Source organism: Pseudomonas sp. 1L-C-7-B-C1 (assembly GCF_057291635.1).
Window position 1 is genome coordinate 186,197 of the sequence record NZ_JBXAWH010000010.1, and the last position, 16,330, is coordinate 202,526.

The 16,330-nt window shown below is 59.8% G+C and carries 19 protein-coding genes; 9 read left to right on the forward strand and 10 right to left on the reverse strand.

From position 1 onward, the window contains the following. Window positions 1-72 precede the first annotated feature (72 nt). Together choX and betC are read right to left on the reverse strand one after the other, a co-directional pair. Window positions 73-999 (reverse strand): choline ABC transporter substrate-binding protein, encoded by a 927-nt coding sequence (gene choX, locus AC0Z8Z_RS16780; RefSeq protein WP_485619832.1) that lies wholly within the window; start codon window positions 997-999, stop codon window positions 73-75. A 39-nt stretch (window positions 1,000-1,038) separates the two neighbouring features. After that, complete coding sequence (betC, locus tag AC0Z8Z_RS16785) at window positions 1,039-2,544, reverse strand: choline-sulfatase (RefSeq protein WP_485619833.1); 1,506 nt, start codon at window positions 2,542-2,544, stop codon at window positions 1,039-1,041. Between the two features lie 114 nt (window positions 2,545-2,658). Here betC and AC0Z8Z_RS16790 point away from each other — a divergent pair, with 114 nt between their 5' ends. Then, window positions 2,659-3,609 carry a choline sulfate utilization transcriptional regulator gene (locus AC0Z8Z_RS16790; protein ID WP_485619834.1) on the forward strand — a complete coding sequence of 317 codons (951 nt, stop codon included), beginning with the start codon at window positions 2,659-2,661 and terminating at the stop codon, window positions 3,607-3,609. A gap of 189 nt (window positions 3,610-3,798) precedes the next feature. Here AC0Z8Z_RS16790 and AC0Z8Z_RS16795 read toward each other — a convergent pair whose 3' ends face one another. The 3 genes from AC0Z8Z_RS16795 to trpB form a co-directional block, all read right to left on the reverse strand. Then, window positions 3,799-4,308 (reverse strand): anti-virulence regulator CigR family protein, encoded by a 510-nt coding sequence (locus AC0Z8Z_RS16795; RefSeq protein ID WP_485619835.1) that lies wholly within the window; start codon window positions 4,306-4,308, stop codon window positions 3,799-3,801. A 75-nt stretch (window positions 4,309-4,383) separates the two neighbouring features. Further along, entirely contained in the window at window positions 4,384-5,244 is an 861-nt protein-coding gene (gene trpA, locus AC0Z8Z_RS16800) for a tryptophan synthase subunit alpha (RefSeq protein WP_485619836.1), read from the reverse strand. Next, window positions 5,244-6,470 (reverse strand): tryptophan synthase subunit beta, encoded by a 1,227-nt coding sequence (trpB, locus tag AC0Z8Z_RS16805; RefSeq protein WP_172610161.1) that lies wholly within the window; start codon window positions 6,468-6,470, stop codon window positions 5,244-5,246. The genes trpA and trpB overlap by 1 nt, the downstream gene beginning before the upstream one ends. A gap of 120 nt (window positions 6,471-6,590) precedes the next feature. Here trpB and AC0Z8Z_RS16810 point away from each other — a divergent pair, with 120 nt between their 5' ends. Continuing rightward, a complete protein-coding gene (locus AC0Z8Z_RS16810; RefSeq protein ID WP_485619837.1) occupies window positions 6,591-7,490 on the forward strand; it encodes a LysR family transcriptional regulator in 900 nt (299 codons plus the stop codon). Here AC0Z8Z_RS16810 and AC0Z8Z_RS16815 read toward each other — a convergent pair whose 3' ends face one another. Further along, a complete protein-coding gene (locus AC0Z8Z_RS16815; RefSeq protein WP_122534291.1) occupies window positions 7,491-7,814 on the reverse strand; it encodes an ElaB/YgaM/YqjD family protein in 324 nt (107 codons plus the stop codon). A 182-nt stretch (window positions 7,815-7,996) separates the two neighbouring features. On the opposite strand from AC0Z8Z_RS16815, the gene AC0Z8Z_RS16820 reads away from it, so the two are divergent. Together AC0Z8Z_RS16820 and AC0Z8Z_RS16825 are read left to right on the forward strand one after the other, a co-directional pair. After that, window positions 7,997-8,212: a dodecin gene (locus AC0Z8Z_RS16820; RefSeq protein ID WP_065987998.1), complete on the forward strand. Its 216-nt coding sequence runs from the start codon at window positions 7,997-7,999 to the stop codon at window positions 8,210-8,212. 161 nt (window positions 8,213-8,373) lie between these two features. Beyond that, a complete protein-coding gene (locus AC0Z8Z_RS16825; protein ID WP_122623653.1) occupies window positions 8,374-8,598 on the forward strand; it encodes a DUF1161 domain-containing protein in 225 nt (74 codons plus the stop codon). A gap of 85 nt (window positions 8,599-8,683) precedes the next feature. Here the strand turns inward: AC0Z8Z_RS16825 and AC0Z8Z_RS16830 are convergent, their stop codons facing one another. Continuing rightward, window positions 8,684-9,685, reverse strand: a complete 1,002-nt coding sequence (locus AC0Z8Z_RS16830; protein ID WP_122534293.1) for an LLM class flavin-dependent oxidoreductase — start codon at window positions 9,683-9,685, stop codon at window positions 8,684-8,686. A 283-nt stretch (window positions 9,686-9,968) separates the two neighbouring features. On the opposite strand from AC0Z8Z_RS16830, the gene AC0Z8Z_RS16835 reads away from it, so the two are divergent. Together AC0Z8Z_RS16835 and AC0Z8Z_RS16840 are read left to right on the forward strand one after the other, a co-directional pair. Beyond that, window positions 9,969-10,400: an OsmC family protein gene (locus AC0Z8Z_RS16835; protein ID WP_037017022.1), complete on the forward strand. Its 432-nt coding sequence runs from the start codon at window positions 9,969-9,971 to the stop codon at window positions 10,398-10,400. Between the two features lie 131 nt (window positions 10,401-10,531). Then, window positions 10,532-10,765, forward strand: a complete 234-nt coding sequence (locus tag AC0Z8Z_RS16840) for a DUF1161 domain-containing protein (RefSeq protein ID WP_485619838.1) — start codon at window positions 10,532-10,534, stop codon at window positions 10,763-10,765. 74 nt (window positions 10,766-10,839) lie between these two features. Here the strand turns inward: AC0Z8Z_RS16840 and AC0Z8Z_RS16845 are convergent, their stop codons facing one another. Continuing rightward, window positions 10,840-11,256 carry a PA0061/PA0062 family lipoprotein gene (locus AC0Z8Z_RS16845; RefSeq protein WP_172612998.1) on the reverse strand — a complete coding sequence of 139 codons (417 nt, stop codon included), beginning with the start codon at window positions 11,254-11,256 and terminating at the stop codon, window positions 10,840-10,842. Between the two features lie 108 nt (window positions 11,257-11,364). On the opposite strand from AC0Z8Z_RS16845, the gene AC0Z8Z_RS16850 reads away from it, so the two are divergent. Continuing rightward, window positions 11,365-12,432 (forward strand): aminopeptidase, encoded by a 1,068-nt coding sequence (locus AC0Z8Z_RS16850; protein WP_485619839.1) that lies wholly within the window; start codon window positions 11,365-11,367, stop codon window positions 12,430-12,432. 151 nt (window positions 12,433-12,583) lie between these two features. On the opposite strand, the gene AC0Z8Z_RS16855 is transcribed toward AC0Z8Z_RS16850, so the two are convergent. Both AC0Z8Z_RS16855 and AC0Z8Z_RS16860 read right to left on the reverse strand, forming a co-directional pair. Further along, window positions 12,584-13,234 carry an HAD family hydrolase gene (locus tag AC0Z8Z_RS16855; protein ID WP_485619840.1) on the reverse strand — a complete coding sequence of 217 codons (651 nt, stop codon included), beginning with the start codon at window positions 13,232-13,234 and terminating at the stop codon, window positions 12,584-12,586. An 8-nt stretch (window positions 13,235-13,242) separates the two neighbouring features. Continuing rightward, window positions 13,243-13,791 (reverse strand): gamma carbonic anhydrase family protein, encoded by a 549-nt coding sequence (locus tag AC0Z8Z_RS16860; protein ID WP_485619841.1) that lies wholly within the window; start codon window positions 13,789-13,791, stop codon window positions 13,243-13,245. 90 nt (window positions 13,792-13,881) lie between these two features. Between AC0Z8Z_RS16860 and prlC the strand changes: the two genes are divergently transcribed. Together prlC and AC0Z8Z_RS16870 are read left to right on the forward strand one after the other, a co-directional pair. Then, complete coding sequence (prlC, locus tag AC0Z8Z_RS16865) at window positions 13,882-15,933, forward strand: oligopeptidase A (protein WP_485619842.1); 2,052 nt, start codon at window positions 13,882-13,884, stop codon at window positions 15,931-15,933. Continuing rightward, window positions 15,930-16,217 carry a YheV family putative zinc ribbon protein gene (locus tag AC0Z8Z_RS16870; RefSeq protein ID WP_122534299.1) on the forward strand — a complete coding sequence of 96 codons (288 nt, stop codon included), beginning with the start codon at window positions 15,930-15,932 and terminating at the stop codon, window positions 16,215-16,217. The genes prlC and AC0Z8Z_RS16870 overlap by 4 nt, the downstream gene beginning before the upstream one ends. Window positions 16,218-16,330: the final 113 nt, after the last annotated feature.

Below are 16,330 nucleotides of genomic sequence, written 5' to 3' on the forward strand. Positions count from 1 at the left end.
AGCAAGCTCACTCCTACGGACTGATATTGGCCCTGTAGGAGTGAGCTTGCTCGCGATGCTTCTCGTCGGCGCTTACAACTTGGCCTTCACCGCCGGCAGCGCATCTTTGTCGTCAATGGTTTTCACGCCGCTCAGCCATTTATCCAGCACCGCCGGGTTGGCTTTCAGCCACGCTTTCACCGCCTCGGTATTGCTGACCTTTTTGTCCACAACGGTCTGCATGATCGAGTTTTCCATGTCCTGGGTGAATACCAGGTTGGAAAGCAGCTTGGCCACGTTCGGGCAGGCGTCGGCGTAACCTTTGCGGGTCACGGTGTAGACGCTGCCGGTATCACCGAAGTATTTCTCGCCGCCTTTCAGGTAGTGCATGCCTTTGATCTGCACGTTCATCGGGTGTGGCGTCCAGCCGAGGAACACCACGAATTCCTTCTTCTTCACGTTGCGCTGGACTTCGGCCAGCATCGCCTGCTCGCTGGACTCAACCAACTTCCAGTCACCCAGCTCGAACTCGTTCTTCTTGATGATTTCCTGAATCGACGCGTTGGCCGGAGCGCCCGAGCCGATGCCGTAGATCTTCTTGTGGAACTTGTCGGCAAATTTGTTCAGGTCGGCGAAGTCGTGAACGCCCGCGTCATAGACGTAATCGGGAACCGCGAGGGTGAACTCGGTGCCTTCCAGGTTCTTCGCGTATTGCGTCACGTCACCTGTGGCGATGAATTTGTCGTAGAAGCCCTGCTGCGCCGGCATCCAGTTGCCCAGAAAGACGTCGAGTTGCCCGTCCTTCAGGCCGCCATAGGCGATCGGCACCGCCAGGGTGTCGATCTTGGTTTTGTAGCCCATGCCGTCGAGCAAAAAGCCTGCAGTGGCGTTGGTCGCGGCGATATCGCTCCAGCCTGGATCGGCCATCCGCACGGTGCTGCAGCTGGCGTCGGCGGCATAGGCCACGACGCTGCTCAAGCTCAAGACCCCAACCGCCAGCGTGGTGAACAGCTTATTCATGGTGTGCCCCTTTTTTGGTTTTCTAGGTGTTGGCAGGGTTCAAGGTTGCGGATAACGGGCCTTGCGCTCCAGATCGTCCAGATCAATATGGTTGCGCATGTACTGCTGACTGGCGTCGACCAGCGGCTGGTGATCCCAACTCTTCAGCTTGCCGATGGCCAGCGACTCGGCGACGAAGCGCCGGCGACGCTGGCTGGCGAGCACCTGGTGGTGTATCGCCGGAATGTCCCACTTGGCCTTTGCTTCGGCCAGGAACGCAGCGAACAGGTCGCGATGAGCCTCGGATCGACTCAACTCTTCCTGCTCCTTCGGATCGTTGCGCACGTCATAGAGCAGACATGGGTCCCGTTCCGAATAAATGAATTTGTACGCGCCGCGACGAATCATCATCAGCGGACTGTTGGTGCCCTCGGCCATGTACTCGCCAAACACCTCGTCGTGACCGCCCTCACCCTGCAGATGCGGCAACAGTGAACGGCCATCCAGCGGCAAGCCGGCGTCCAGCTGACCATCAGCCAACGCAACAAACGTCGGCAACAGGTCGGCGGTGGACACTGCGGCCTGTACCCGGCCGGCCTTGAACTGCCCCGGAGCGTACACCAGCAGCGGCACCCTCGCCGACATCTCGAACCAGTGCATTTTGTACCAGAGCCCGCGCTCACCCAGCATGTCGCCATGGTCGCCGGAGAACACAATAATCGTGTCATCGGCCAGGCCGGTTTCCTCCAGGGTTTTCAGCAGTTTGCCGACGTTGTTATCAATGTAGCTGCACGCGCCGAAATAGGCGCGGCGCGCATCGCGAATCTTTTGCTCGGGCAGCGGCTTGTCCCACAGGTCGTAGACCTTCAGGAGGCGCTGGGAATGCGGATCCTGTTCGGACTGGGCCAACGGCGAGTGAGGCATCGGGATGTCGTCGTCGCTGTACAGATTCCAGTAGGACTTGGGAATGGTGTACGGATCGTGGGGATGGGTCATCGACACTGTCAGGCAAAACGGCTGATCGCCGTCTTCGCGGACGTGATCGAACAAATATTGTTGAGCCTTGAACACCACCTCTTCGTCGAAATCGAGCTGATTAGTGCGCACGCAAGGTCCGGCTTGCAGCACCGATGACATGTTGTGATACCACGTCGGGCGCACGTCCGGTTCGTCCCAGTTCACGGCCCAACCGTAGTCGGCCGGATAGATGTCGCTGGTCAGGCGCTCTTCGTAGCCGTGCAATTGATCGGGGCCACAAAAGTGCATCTTGCCGGCCAGCGCCGTGCGATAGCCAAGTCGACGCAGGTAGTGGGCGTAGGTCGGGACATCGGCGGGGAAGTCGGCGGCGTTGTCGTACGCGCCGATTTTGCTCGGCAATTGACCGCTCACCAAGGTAAAACGCGACGGTGCGCACAGCGGACTGTTGCAGTAGGCGGCGTCGAACACCACGCCTTCAGCAGCGAGGCGACTCAAGTGGGGCATCTTGATGGGGGAAGAAGCGTACATCGGCAACATGGGCGCGGCCATCTGATCGGCCATGATGAAAAGAATGTTTTTGCGCTTCATGTATTCGCGGCATCCCATAGTCATTATTTATGCGAAAGTGCTCCGACCGAGGATGGTGCCCATGCCGTCTGCGGTAAAGCCCATATGAGGCAATGCGTAGGATAAGTGCAGCTTATGTTTGGAGCCCTTGGTGCCATGTCACTGGATTTGCTTCGCGGTTTTGAAGCCGCCGCACGGCTGCGCAGTTTTACCGCTGCTGCCATCGAGCTCGGCACCACTCAGCCGGCCATCAGTCAACAAATCAAGCGACTGGAGGAGCAGTTGGCGACGCGGCTGTTTGATCGCATCTATCGCGGCATCGAACTGACGGACGCCGGGTTGATTCTCTTCAATCACGTACAAACCGGGCTTGAGTCGATGGACGCAGGCCTCAGCGCAATCACCGAGCAGCATCAGCATGAGGTGCTGCAAGTGGCGACCGACTTCGCCTTCGCCGCCTATTGGCTGATGCCGCGGCTGCATCGATTCCACAAGGACAACCCCGACATCGACGTCAGCCTGGTCACCAGCGAACGCAGTCACAACATGCTGCGCGCGGATATCGATGTGGCCGTGTTATTCGGTGACGGGCGATTCAAGCAGGGAGAAAGCCACTGGTTGTTCAGCGAGGAAGTGTTCCCGGTGTGCAGCCCGCAATTGCTGAAGGGGCGGGACCTACCCTTGCCCACCGAGGAGCTGAAAGATTTCGCCCTGCTGCACCTTCGCGGCGAAGGCGGCAACAACTGGTTCGACTGGAGTGGCGTGTTCCGCGCCCTGAATATCCCCCAGGCACCCGCCCCGGGTCAGCTGCGATTCGACAACTACACGCTGATGATTCAAGCGGCGATCGGCGGCCAGGGCGTGGCCATCGGCTGGCGCCATCTGGTGGACGATTTGCTGGAGCAGGGTTTGCTGTGCCGCCCGATCGAAGCCAGCGCCGTCTCCGGATACGGTTATTACATCGTCCTGCCGCAACGTAAACGGCGCGTACAGATCGTGCAGCGGTTCGTGGACTGGTTAAGAAGTGAGCAGGCGTTGAGCGGGGATTTGCTGAAGGGCAAGGCGCTGCCGTCGATAGCGGTTTAGGGTCCTTGTGACAAACATTGACGCTGATCTGGCGGCTTTTCGACGGTGCCGCAGATATAGCTGCCGGGACATAAATTGTGGGAGCGAGCTTGCTCGCGAATAAGCCAGTACAACCGCTAAGTTTCTAGCGGCTGGAAGGCCCCTTTCGCGAGCAAGCTCACTCCTACTGGTCGTGATACCGAAGCTGCATTAATTCAACACGCCATCCAGAATTTCATAAACAATCCCGCTGCCAATGGCAATCAACACAACGTCGGGGCCCAGGCGGCGCCATTCGTAGCCATCGTATTGAGGCAGGTATTGCAGCGAGCGTGGGTCCAGTCGACGGCCATAACCGCGTGGCAGCGGGTGGCCTTTGACGATGTGGACGCCAGGAGGCAGCGGCTGACCGCGACCAATGACTTCCCGGTGTTCGCTGATGGTCCGGCGCACATCGCCGAAGTCGGCAGGAGGACGGCCGCCCCGCTGGTTGTTGCCACGGTTGTCGGCACGCGGTTCGTTGCGATGATCGTTGCCGTTGTTATTCCCGTTGCCGTTGCCGCGATCGCCCTGCGGACCGCCTTGCTGGCCATGGTCCTGATGCTGGCCCGGGCCGTTGTCATCGCCGCCGCGTTGATCCGGTGGTGCAGCCTGAACCAGTGCGCTGGCGCTGAGCATCAACACGCCCAACCCGGCGATCAAACGATTCGAGACTTTCATGTGGCGCGCTCCTGAGCAAATTCGGGCAGCAAAAAGGGGTTCAGGACGCGGTCCTGAACCCCTTCGCTGTACGGCTTAGTGTGCGGCCAGAAGCTGAGATTCCTCTGTATCAGAAACTTTACCTTCGGCTACGCGGGCTTTACGCACGCCTTGCGACAACTGCGCGCACAGCCCCAACACGCCGCTCACCGCCTGTTCTGGCGACGGCGCGTTGGCGATCTGGTCAATCAGTGCCGAACCGACGACGACACCGTCGGCGACACGCGCAATAGCTGCCGCTTGTTCAGCTGTGCGAATCCCGAAGCCGACACTGATTGGCAGATCGGTATGGCGGCGCAGGCGTTGCACGGCGTCTTTCACGTGATCGATCGTCGCTGAACCCGCGCCTGTCACGCCCGCTACCGACACGTAGTAGACGAAGCCGGAGCTGCCGTTGAGCACCGTAGGCAAACGAACGTCGTCGGTGGTCGGCGTGGTCAGACGGATGAAGTCCAGGCCAGCATCCTGCGCGGGGTCGCACAACTCGGCGTTGTGCTCCGGCGGCAGGTCCACCACGATCAGCCCGTCGACACCCGACGAATGAGCTTCGGAAATGAAGCGCTCGATGCCGTAGTTGTGGATCGGGTTGTAGTAACCCATCAGCACCAGCGGCGTGACGCTGTCTTCTTCACGAAATTCGCGAACCATCTGCAGCGTCTTCGCCAGGTTTTGCTTGGCGTTAAGCGCGCGAATGTTCGCCAGCTGAATTGCCGGGCCGTCCGCCATCGGGTCAGTGAAGGGCATACCCAGTTCGATCACATCGGCACCTGCCTTCGGCAATCCCTTGAGGATCGCCAACGAGGTGTCGTAGCCCGGGTCGCCTGCCGTGATGAAAGTCACCAGGGCCGCGCGGTTTTGTTCTTTCAGTTCGGCAAAACGCGTTTGCAGGCGGCTCATCAGTGTTTCTCCTGCTGGGACAGATCCAGGTGGTGCATCACGGTTTGCATGTCCTTGTCGCCACGACCGGACAAATTGACCACCATCAGGTGATCCTTCGGCAGCGTTGGCGCGCGTTTGAAAACTTCAGCCAGGGCGTGTGCGGTTTCCAGTGCCGGGATGATGCCTTCGAGGCGGCAGCATTGGTGGAACGCAGCCAGTGCTTCATCGTCGGTGACCGAGGTGTATTCGACGCGACCGATGTCGTGCAACCAGGCATGTTCAGGACCGATGCCTGGATAGTCGAGACCGGCGGAAATCGAGTGGGCGTCGATGATCTGGCCGTCGTTATCCTGCAGCAGGAAGGTGCGGTTGCCGTGGAGTACGCCCGGAACGCCGCCGTTCAGGCTGGCGGCGTGCTTGCCGGTCTCGATGCCGTGACCGGCCGCTTCGACGCCGATGATGCGCACACTTGTGTCGTCGAGGAACGGATGAAACAGGCCCATGGCATTCGAGCCACCGCCGATGCACGCCACCAGACTGTCCGGAAGACGGCCTTCGTGCTCTTGCATCTGCACGCGGGTTTCCTTGCCTATAACAGACTGGAAGTCACGAACCATTGCAGGGTAAGGATGCGGCCCTGCAACGGTGCCGATCAGGTAGAACGTGCTGTCGACGTTGGTGACCCAGTCACGCAGCGCCTCGTTCATGGCGTCTTTCAGCGTGCCGGTGCCCGCGACCACCGGAATGATCGTGGCGCCCAGCAGTTTCATGCGGAACACGTTGGCTTGCTGACGCTCGATGTCAGTGGTGCCCATGTAGATGACGCATTCCAGGCCGAAGCGCGCAGCCACGGTAGCGGTGGCAACGCCGTGCATGCCAGCGCCGGTCTCGGCGATGATGCGCTTTTTACCCATGCGCCGCGCCAGCAGGATCTGGCCGATGCAGTTATTGATCTTGTGCGCGCCTGTATGGTTGAGCTCTTCGCGCTTCAGGTAAATCTTCGCGCCGCCACAGTGTTCGGTCAGACGCTCGGCGAAGTACAGCGGGTTTGGACGACCCACGTAATCGCGCTGGAAGTACTCCAGATCTTTCAGGAACGAAGGATCATTCTTCGCGATTTCGTACTCGCGGTTCAGATCAAGAATCAGCGGCATCAAGGTTTCAGCGACGTAACGACCGCCGAAAGCGCCGAACATGCCACGGTCGTCCGGGCCTTCGCGGTATGCAGTTTGAGTCTGGGTCATGTGGACCTCCGGGGATGCGAATAGGATGAGCCATCAGGCAGTGATTACACTCTAACCAGCGCCAGTGACGATGAAAACCGATAAGATCGGCGCAACCTGTCAGGAAAACTCACACATCCCATGAGCCGAGACCTTCCGCCCCTCAACGCACTGCGTGCCTTCGAAGCCACCGCCCGGCTAAACAGCGTCAGTCAGGCGGCCGAGCAATTGCACGTGACCCATGGTGCCGTGAGCCGTCAGCTGAAAGTGCTGGAAGAACACTTGGGCGTGAGCCTGTTCAGCAAGGATGGACGTGGCCTGAAACTCACAGATGCCGGAATTCGCCTGCGGGATGCGAGCGCCGAAGCGTTTGATCGTCTGCGCGGTGTCTGTGCCGAGCTTAGCCAGGGCAGCGCAGATGCGCCGTTCGTACTGGGTTGTTCCGGAAGCTTGCTGGCGCGCTGGTTCATCCCGCGGCTGGGGCGCTTGAACGCCGACCTCCCCGATCTGCGCCTGCACCTGTCGGCAGGAGAAGGTGACCTTGACCCGCGACGCCCCGGACTGGACGCGCTGCTGATATTTGCCGAGCCGCCATGGCCTGCGGACATGCAGGTCTTCGAGCTCGCCAGCGAGCGCATCGGGCCGGTGATGAGTCCACGATTCGCCCGGTTCGAGGAGCTGCGACACGCCCCGGTCCATGCGCTACTGGGTGAGCCCTTGCTGCAGACCACATCGCGGCTGCAAGCCTGGCCGACATGGGCGACGCAAAACGGCATTGAGCCCGACGCGCTGAGCTACGGACAGGATTTCGAGCATTTGTATTATTTACTGGAGGCGGCCGTTGCAGGCCTGGGAGTGGCGATCGCGCCGGAGCCATTAGTGGCTGACGACTTGAAGGCCGGACGCCTGGCTGCACCATGGGGTTTCAGTGAAACCCCGGCGCAGCTGGCGTTGTGGGTACCGAAGCGCGCCGCGGATGGGCGCGCTCAGCACCTCGCTCGGTGGCTCAAGCAGGAACTCGAGCGATCGGGGCGGGCTTGATCAGCCGCGCTTGCACAGCAGATAAGCGGCCAGCAGGCCGATTGCGCCAACAGCGACGCCTGCGGTGGTCCAAGGGTGCTCTTGGGCGTAATCACGGGTCGCAACGCTGGTTTCGCGGGTTTTGACCTTGACGTCTTCGTAGACATCGCTCAACAGGCTGCGCGAATGGCTCAGCGCGTTTTCAGCATTGGCTTTCAGGTTTTTCAGGGTCTTGCGCGACTCGTCGGAAGCATCGGACTTCAAGCCTTCCAGCGACTTGAGCAGACTCTCGATCTCGGCTTCCATGCTTTGCAACGACGCTTTACGGGATGACGTGAATGCCATGATTTAACTCTCCTGCTGTGATGAGTGGCGTGTGTTGATTCCGACTACAGGGTTTCGAGAAAGTGCAGTGCGTAATGCGAAGTACCGTTTCTTCTGAACTTTTAGACCGCATTTCGGCACAGAGATAGTGAACACAATCACTGCGGCGCTGCCACCGCGCAACATCCTTCAGGAGAACTGCCATGTCTGATCATCACACCTACAAAATGCTCGAGCTGGTCGGGTCATCGACCGTGAGCACCGACGACGCGATTCAAAACGCGATTGCCCAGGCTGCCAAGTCTGTAAAACTCATGGAATGGTTCGAAGTGCTGGAAACCCGTGGCCACATCGAAGACGGTAAAGTCGGCCACTTCCAGGTGACTATCAAGGTCGGTTTCCGCATCGACAACAGCTGAGCCGCTGAACTTTTACAGTGGCCGAGTGCCACAACCTTCGCTATACATACCGCGCAGTCGTGACTTTTACGAAAGTTCATGACGCAGGTTCATGTAGTCAGGCCGCCCGATCGGAGCGGCCTTGTTGATCCGAAAATTGCGCTTGACGAGGGGATGCACCGATGAAAAAAGTTCTGTTGGCCATAGGCTTGTTGAGCATTGCGGGCACTACCATGGCCGCCGGCAAGTCGTGTGATGACGTGAAAGCCGACATCGACGCGAAAATTAAAGCCAAAGGCGTTTCGTCCTACACGCTGGAAGCCGTTGAAAAAGGCAGCTCGGCGGACGGCAAAGTCGTCGGCACCTGCGAAGGCGGCAGCATGGAAATCGTTTACAAGCGCGGCTGATACTGGCCCGCTGGCACAAAAAAACCGACGCATTTGGCGTCGGATTTTTTGTTTATGACAGACAGCTCCAGCGCGTAATCCTGAATCAGCCCTTAGCTGCTTGCGCCAGTATCTCGTAAGAGCGCAGGCGATCGGCGTGTTCGTACATGTCGCAGGTGAAGATCAGCTCATCCGCGTCGGTCTGCTCAAGCAGCACGTCCAACTTGGCGCGAATTTTTTCCGGGCCACCGACGACCGCCAGTCCCAGGAAATCCATCACCGCGTCGCGCTCATGGGGCAGCCACAACCCATTCATGCTCTCGACCGGCGGCTTCTGCATCAGGCTCTGCCCACGCATCAGGCTCAGGATGCGTTGATACACCGACGTCACCAGATACTCGGCGCGCTCGTCGGTCTCTGCAGCGGCCAGTGGCACGCCGAGCATCACGTAAGGCTTGTCGAGGACCTCCGAAGGCTTGAAGTGGCTGCGATAGACGCGAATCGCTTCGTGCATGAAACGTGGCGCGAAGTGCGACGCGAAAGCGTACGGCAGCCCCCGCTCACCGGCCAGTTGAGCACTGAACAGGCTAGAGCCCAGCAACCAGATCGGCACGTTGGTGTTGGTGCCGGGCACAGCGATGACCCGTTGATGAGGCTGACGCGGCCCGAGGTAGTTGACCAGTTCAGTCACGTCATCCGGGAAATCATCGGCACTGCCGGAGCGCTCGCGACGGAGGGCGCGAGCGGTCATCTGGTCGGAACCCGGCGCGCGGCCGAGGCCAAGGTCGATACGCCCCGGGAACAGGCTTTCCAGCGTGCCGAACTGCTCGGCGATCACCAGCGGTGCGTGGTTGGGCAGCATAATCCCGCCCGACCCGACCCGGATGGTCGATGTGCCACCGGCCAGATAGGCCAGCAAAACAGAGGTGGCCGAACTGGCGATGCCGTCCATGTTGTGGTGCTCGGCCACCCAGAAACGGTTGTAGCCCCATTTCTCAACGTGTTGCGCCAGGTCCAGGGCATTGCGCAGCGATTCTGCCGGCCCTTTGTCTTCGCGGACGGGCACCAGATCGAGCGTCGAAATCTTCACATCAGCTAATCGTTTCATAGGCCGTTGTTGATCCTCTTGGGCTTGAAGCGGTGTATCCATCGGGGACATCACGCGAGCAAACCGGCATTAAGACTAAATATTTGCGTTAAGCCATAGAATAAGGGCGGATTTCAGAGTTGCAATGGGCAACGCGAAATTTCCTACTAATTTGGTCGGAATTAACATTGGATCGGTCCGCAAAAAAGCACGTGCGGCATACGCGTTGAACTAAGTCCCGCCTACACTCCTCAGAACTTTGGTCCGCGTGCGAGCGATATCGCACTTTTCATGAGGAGACACCATGAGCATCGTCAAGAAAGCATCCGCCCACTGGGAAGGTGACCTGAAGTCGGGTATCGGCAGCATCTCTACTGAAACCGGCGTCCTGCGCGAAGCGCCGTACGGCTTCAAGGCCCGTTTCGAAGGCGGCAAGGGCACCAACCCGGAAGAACTGATCGGCGCAGCCCACGCTGGCTGCTTCTCGATGGCACTGTCGATGATCCTCGGCAATGCGAATCTGAAAGCCGACAGCATCGACACAACCGCTGACGTCACTTTGGATCAAGTCGACGGCGGTTTCGCGATTACTGCAGTACACCTGACACTGAAAGCCAAAATCCCTGGCGCTACCCAGGAACAGTTCGAGAAGCTGACCAACGATGCGAAGGAAGGCTGCCCGGTTTCGAAAGTACTGAACGCCAAGATCACGCTCGATGCCACCCTCGTGAGCTGATTCGCGTTACTGTTGCATTCGGTGGCCCGCAATTGCGGGCCATCTTCGTTATGGACGCGCCAGAACCGGCGTGCGCCCCCACGGTCACATGCAAGGCCGATGCGTGTCGCACGGTGTCGAAGGAGTCGATCATGAAACGTATCGCCGCAATCCTGATTCTCGGTGCGCTGACCACCAGTGCCTTTGCCGCCCCCAAGCCCTGCGAAGAGCTCAAGGACGAAATCGAAGCCAAAATTCAGGCTCAGAACGTTAGCTCTTACACGCTGGAAGTCGTCACCAACGAGGAGGTCCATGATCAGAATATGGTCGTCGGCACCTGCGAAAACGGCACCAAAAAGATCATTTATCAGAACAACGATCGATAGTCCGGTGTAAGCGAAAGCTTTTCGTAAGCCTCAGATGAGCAAGTTCGTTTGCGCGCTGACCTCGCGATCACGCGTCAAGGGATGCAGAAAATCTCCCCCTCCTCCGCGAGCACATTGCGCTGCTCGTCCCGCAACTGCGCGTCGATGTCGTTGGTGATATTGCGCACGTCGAGGCGATAGCGGTGGCCGGCCTCGAAGCGGTCGTAGTTGATCGTCACGTAGCAGGTTCGCTCGTTGTAGATGTCCATCGATAAGCCCATCGCACCGGGCGCGTATTCGTAGTCGTAACGCACTTCCAGCTTGTGTTTGCCGGGCGTCACCTGAAAGAAGCGACCGTCGTAGGTGCGTACGCCGTCGAGCTTGTCGGCCATCAGGGTTTTGCCGGTGAAGGTATGCAGGTCAACCCACGCCTGCTGGGGATCAACCGCGGGCAGCGGCCCCGCGCATCCGGCCAGAAGACTCAGGGCAATGATGGACAGAGGCAAGCGCATGACGAACTCCGCAATGGGGCAAATGGCGATGATGGTTGCGTCAGAGGCGGGCTGTCCGGCATAACGCTGATGTGTAGGCATCATGAATATCGACGTTAAGGCAGCTGCATGATTCGATTGAAAAAGGCCTGGCTGCAACGTGGCTTGCCGATGCTGGCAACTTTACTCCTCGGCGGCTGTTCCAGTCTTTCCTATTACTCGCAACTGGCCAGCGGCCAGATGGCCCTGCTGCGAGCGCGCGAGCCGGTTGCCGACGTCATCGCGGATCCGAATCGCGATACCAAGTTGCGCGATCACCTCCTCAAGTCGCAGCAAGCCCGTGCGTTCGCGACCGAGCATCTGCACCTGCCGGATAACCGCAGCTACCGCCTTTACGCTGACATCCATCGCCCGTTTGTTGTCTGGAACGTGTTCGCGACGGGCGAATTTTCCCTGGATCCTGTCACCCATTGCTTCCCCATTGCCGGGTGCGTGGCCTATCGCGGCTATTACACTCAAGGCGCCGCGCGCGGGGATGCGGCTCTGCAGAAGCTTGAGGGAAAGGACGTGTATGTCAGCGGAGTGGAGGCGTATTCGACGCTTGGCTGGTTCGATGACCCGATCATGAGTTCGATGATGAACTGGGGCGATGAGCGACTGGCCACGCTGATCTTCCACGAGCTGGCGCACCAGCGGTTTTACGTGAAGGACGACAGCGAGTTCAACGAGTCCTACGCCAGTTTTGTGGAGCAGGAGGGCACCCGCCAGTGGCGCGCGGCGCGCGGTTTACCTGCCGAAGGAGGATCTTCGGAAGCCCGGCGACGTGATCAACTGACCGAACTGGCCCTCGTCACCCGCGACCGGCTGAAGGCGCTGTACGCCGAGCCGCTGAGTCCCCAGGTGATGCGCGAACGCAAGGCCGCTGAGTTCGAGCGTCTGCGCAGCGAGTATCGGCAGTTGCGCGACAGCCAATGGGGCGGCGACAAGCGTTTCGACGGCTGGGTGTATGCGCCGATGAACAACGCACGCCTGTTGCCCATCGGTTTGTACGATCAATGGGTGCCGGCGTTTGAAGCGTTGTTCAGGCAGGTGAGCGGTAATTGGCCTGCGTTCTATTCGGCGGTGGAAAGGCTGGGCGGATTGCCCAAGGATGAACGCAAGGCGGCGTTGGAGCGGCTGGCTAAAAAATCCAAGTAATGCCGGCACTGTTGTGATCGTTCTCACGCTCCGCGTGGGAATGCCGCCTTGGACGCTTTGCGTTCAGCCGTGAGGTAACGCGGAGCGTCCCGGGATTCATTACCACGCAGAGCGTGGGAACGATCAGCGCGCTCCTACAGATTGAGTGTTCTCAGCTTTTGAGAAACGCCCGATGCAGCGCGCTCACCGAATCAAAATGATACGTCGGCGCCTCGGCCTCCAGCTCCTCCCGACTGCCAAACCCATACCCCACCGCCGCCACGTCCAAGCCGTTGCGCTTGCCGCCAATCAAATCGTGTTTGCGGTCGCCGATCATCAGCGTCTGTTTCGGGTCGAGCTGCTCTTCATCCAGCAAGTGCCGGATCAGCTCGACCTTGTCAGTGCGGGTGCCGTCCAGCTCGCTGCCGTAGATCAGCTTGAAATGGCGCGCGAAGTCGAAATGCCGAGCGATTTCATGGGCGAACACCCAAGGTTTGGACGTCGCGATGAACAGCGTACGCCCCTGATCCGAGAGCCTGTCCAGCAGTTCGAAAATCCCGTCGAACACCAGATTCTCGTAAAGGCCCGTGACCTTGAAGCGCTCGCGGTAAAAGCCCACCGCTTCCCAGGCCTTCGCTTCGTCGAAGTCGTAGACGCGCATGAATTGCTGCAACAGCGGCGGCCCGATGAAGTGTTCGAGCCGGGTGATGTCGGGTTCGTCGATGCCCAGCTTGCTCAAGGCAAACTGGATGGACCGGGTGATGCCTTCGCGCGGATCGGTCAGGGTGCCGTCCAGGTCGAACAGAATATTCTGGTAATGCATGTGAGCTCTCAGCAGGGTTTGTCGAAGCCTTCGGCCAGGTGCTGGTCTTTCAACTTCACGTAATTGGTCGCGCTGTAGGGAAAGAAAGCGATCTCTTTTTCGGTCAGCGGGCGCACCTGCTTTACCGGACGTCCTACGTAGAGAAACCCGCTCTCGAGGCGTTTGCCGGGCGGCACCAGACTGCCCGCGCCGATGATCACCTCATCCTCCACCACCGCGCCGTCCATGATCGTGGTCCCCATGCCGATCAGAATGCGATTGCCGACGGTGCAGCCGTGCAGCATGACCTTGTGGCCGATGGTCACCTCATCGCCGATCAATAGCGGGAAACCGTCGGGGTTGAACGGGCCGGCGTGGGTGATGTGCAGCACACTGCCGTCCTGCACGCTGGTGCGCGCGCCGATGCGGATGCGGTGCATGTCGCCACGGATGACGGTCAGCGGCCAGACCGAACTGTCGGCGCCGATTTCGACGTCGCCGATCACAATCGCCGAATGATCGACAAACGCCCGCTGGCCAAGGGCCGGGGTGTGGTTCTGGAACGTGCGAATGGCCACGATAGGCTCCTTCTCTGGCGCCGATAGCTGCGGTCGGCGCCGATTGTAATTAAGATGCGTGGGTGTTTCTTTTAGCCAAGGTGCCAAACCGTGAGCGCGAACAACCCTCTGTTGCAATCCTACGACCTGCCACCTTTCTCGGCGATTCGCGCCGAGCATGTAAAACCTGCCATCGAACAGATTCTCGCCGACAACCGCGCCGCGATTGCCGACATCCTCGCCAAGCAAGGTTCGCAGCCTACATGGGCTGGCCTGGTGCTGGCGATGGACGAACTCAATGATCGCCTGGGCGCCGCCTGGAGCCCGGTCAGCCACTTGAACGCCGTGTGCAACAGCCCGGAACTGCGTGAGGCCTATGAGTCTTGCCTGCCGGCCCTGAGCGCCTATTCGACCGAAATGGGCCAGAACCGCGAACTGTTCCAGGCCTTCGAAGCCCTGGCCAACAGCCCGGAAGCGGCCAGTTTCGATGTCGCACAGAAGACCATTCTTGAACAATCGCTGCGCGACTTCCGCTTGTCGGGCATCGACCTGCCGCCAGAACAGCAAAAACGCTACGCCGAAGTGCAGAGCAAGCTGTCCGAACTGGGCAGCCAGTTCTCCAACCAGTTGCTCGACGCGACTCAAGCCTGGAGCAAGCACGTCACTGACGAAGCCGCCCTCGCCGGCCTGACTGATTCGGCCAAGGCGCAAATGGCCGCCGCGGCCCAGGCGAAAGACCTGGAAGGCTATCTGATCACGCTCGAGTTCCCGAGCTACTACGCTGTCATGACCTACGCCGAAGACCGCGCGCTGCGCGAGGAAGTTTACGCGGCGTATTGCACCCGCGCGTCAGACCAAGGCCCGAACGCAGGCAAAAACGACAACGGCCCGATCATGGAGCAGATTCTCGATCTGCGTCAGGAGCTGGCCAAACTGCTGGGTTTTGCCAGCTTCTCGGAGCTCAGCCTGGCGACCAAGATGGCCGAGTCCAGCGATCAGGTTCTCAGCTTCCTGCGTGATCTGGCCAAGCGCAGCAAGCCGTTTGCCGCTCAGGATCTGCAGCAGTTGAAAGCGTATGCCGCCGAACAAGGCTGCCCGGACCTGCAAAGCTGGGACAGCGGTTTCTATGGCGAGAAGCTGCGCGAACAGCGCTACAGCGTTTCCCAGGAAGCTCTGCGCGCCTACTTTCCGGTCGACAAAGTGCTCACCGGCCTGTTCGCGATCGTACAAAAACTGTACGGCATTGAAATCGCCGAGCAGAAGGGCTTCGATACCTGGCACCCGGACGTCCGCCTGTTCGAAATCAGGGAAAACGGCCTGCACGTCGGGCGCTTCTTCTTTGATCTCTACGCCCGCGCCAACAAGCGTGGCGGTGCGTGGATGGACGGCGCCCGCGATCGTCGTCGCACGGCTGAAGGCACGCTGCAAAGCCCGGTCGCCAACCTGGTCTGTAACTTCACTCCGGCGGTCAGCGGTAAGCCGGCGTTGCTCACCCACGATGAAGTCACCACTCTGTTCCACGAATTCGGACACGGTCTGCACCACCTGCTGACCCGCGTCGAACACGCGGGTGCGTCGGGGATCAATGGCGTTGCCTGGGATGCGGTCGAGCTGCCAAGCCAGTTCATGGAAAACTGGTGCTGGGAGCCGGAAGGTCTGGCGCTGATTTCCGGCCATTACGAAACCGGCGAGCCGCTGCCACAGGACCTGCTGGAGAAAATGCTGGCGGCTAAGAATTTCCAGTCCGGCCTGATGATGGTCCGCCAACTGGAGTTCTCGCTGTTCGACTTCGAGCTGCACGCCACCCATGGCGACGGCCGCACCACGCTGCAAGTGCTCGAAGGCGTGCGTGACGAGGTGTCGGTGATGCGTCCGCCTGCGTACAACCGCTTCCCGAATAGCTTCGCGCACATTTTTGCTGGCGGTTACGCGGCGGGCTATTACAGCTACAAGTGGGCCGAAGTGCTGTCTGCCGATGCATTCTCGAAGTTCGAGGAAGAAGGCGTGTTCAACGAGCAGACCGGCAGGGCGTTCCGTGAGGCCATTCTGGCGCGGGGCGGGTCCCAGGCGCCGATGGTGCTGTTCGTCGACTTCCGCGGACGCGAGCCGTCGATTGACGCACTCTTGCGCCATTCGGGCTTGAGTGAGGAAGCGGCAGCATGACCGAGACACCGCGGGTGATTACCAAGAAACGCTTTATCGCCGGGGCGGTCTGCCCGGCGTGCAGCGAGCCTGACAAGTTGATGATGTGGAACGAAGACGACGTGCCGCACCGCGAATGCGTGCACTGTGGTTATTCCGACACCCTCAATGCGCAGGGGCAATCGATCCCGACAGAACTTGGCACGCGGGTGAACAAGCCTGCGGTGAAGCCGGCCGATCCCAAGGTGCAGGGCGTGCAGTTTTTCCCGAATCCGAAGCTGAAGAAACCGGTTGATCCAAGCTGATATTGCTGCATTTCAGTGGGACCGGCTTTAGCCGGGAAGAGGCCGGTGCGAACACCCTCAATTTTGCGGCGTGGCGCGCGACGTCTTCCCGGCTAAAGCCGGTCCTACAAAAT

What these genes read in the sequence shown, in the direction of transcription:
- AC0Z8Z_RS16850 (WP_485619839.1), top strand. Translation starts at nt 11,365, where the DNA reads ATGATTCGATTGAAAAAGGCCTGGCTGCAACGTGGCTTGCCGATGCTG.
- AC0Z8Z_RS16855 (WP_485619840.1), bottom strand. Translation starts at nt 13,234, where the DNA reads ATGCATTACCAGAATATTCTGTTCGACCTGGACGGCACCCTGACCGAT.
- AC0Z8Z_RS16840 (WP_485619838.1), top strand. Translation starts at nt 10,532, where the DNA reads ATGAAACGTATCGCCGCAATCCTGATTCTCGGTGCGCTGACCACCAGT.
- trpB (WP_172610161.1), bottom strand. Translation starts at nt 6,470, where the DNA reads ATGACCCAGACTCAAACTGCATACCGCGAAGGCCCGGACGACCGTGGC.
- betC (WP_485619833.1), bottom strand. Translation starts at nt 2,544, where the DNA reads ATGAAGCGCAAAAACATTCTTTTCATCATGGCCGATCAGATGGCCGCG.
- AC0Z8Z_RS16815 (WP_122534291.1), bottom strand. Translation starts at nt 7,814, where the DNA reads ATGGCATTCACGTCATCCCGTAAAGCGTCGTTGCAAAGCATGGAAGCC.
- trpA (WP_485619836.1), bottom strand. Translation starts at nt 5,244, where the DNA reads ATGAGCCGCCTGCAAACGCGTTTTGCCGAACTGAAAGAACAAAACCGC.
- AC0Z8Z_RS16825 (WP_122623653.1), top strand. Translation starts at nt 8,374, where the DNA reads ATGAAAAAAGTTCTGTTGGCCATAGGCTTGTTGAGCATTGCGGGCACT.
- AC0Z8Z_RS16845 (WP_172612998.1), bottom strand. Translation starts at nt 11,256, where the DNA reads ATGCGCTTGCCTCTGTCCATCATTGCCCTGAGTCTTCTGGCCGGATGC.
- AC0Z8Z_RS16830 (WP_122534293.1), bottom strand. Translation starts at nt 9,685, where the DNA reads ATGAAACGATTAGCTGATGTGAAGATTTCGACGCTCGATCTGGTGCCC.
- AC0Z8Z_RS16835 (WP_037017022.1), top strand. Translation starts at nt 9,969, where the DNA reads ATGAGCATCGTCAAGAAAGCATCCGCCCACTGGGAAGGTGACCTGAAG.
- AC0Z8Z_RS16790 (WP_485619834.1), top strand. Translation starts at nt 2,659, where the DNA reads ATGTTTGGAGCCCTTGGTGCCATGTCACTGGATTTGCTTCGCGGTTTT.
- AC0Z8Z_RS16795 (WP_485619835.1), bottom strand. Translation starts at nt 4,308, where the DNA reads ATGAAAGTCTCGAATCGTTTGATCGCCGGGTTGGGCGTGTTGATGCTC.
- choX (WP_485619832.1), bottom strand. Translation starts at nt 999, where the DNA reads ATGAATAAGCTGTTCACCACGCTGGCGGTTGGGGTCTTGAGCTTGAGC.
- AC0Z8Z_RS16870 (WP_122534299.1), top strand. Translation starts at nt 15,930, where the DNA reads ATGACCGAGACACCGCGGGTGATTACCAAGAAACGCTTTATCGCCGGG.
- AC0Z8Z_RS16820 (WP_065987998.1), top strand. Translation starts at nt 7,997, where the DNA reads ATGTCTGATCATCACACCTACAAAATGCTCGAGCTGGTCGGGTCATCG.
- AC0Z8Z_RS16810 (WP_485619837.1), top strand. Translation starts at nt 6,591, where the DNA reads ATGAGCCGAGACCTTCCGCCCCTCAACGCACTGCGTGCCTTCGAAGCC.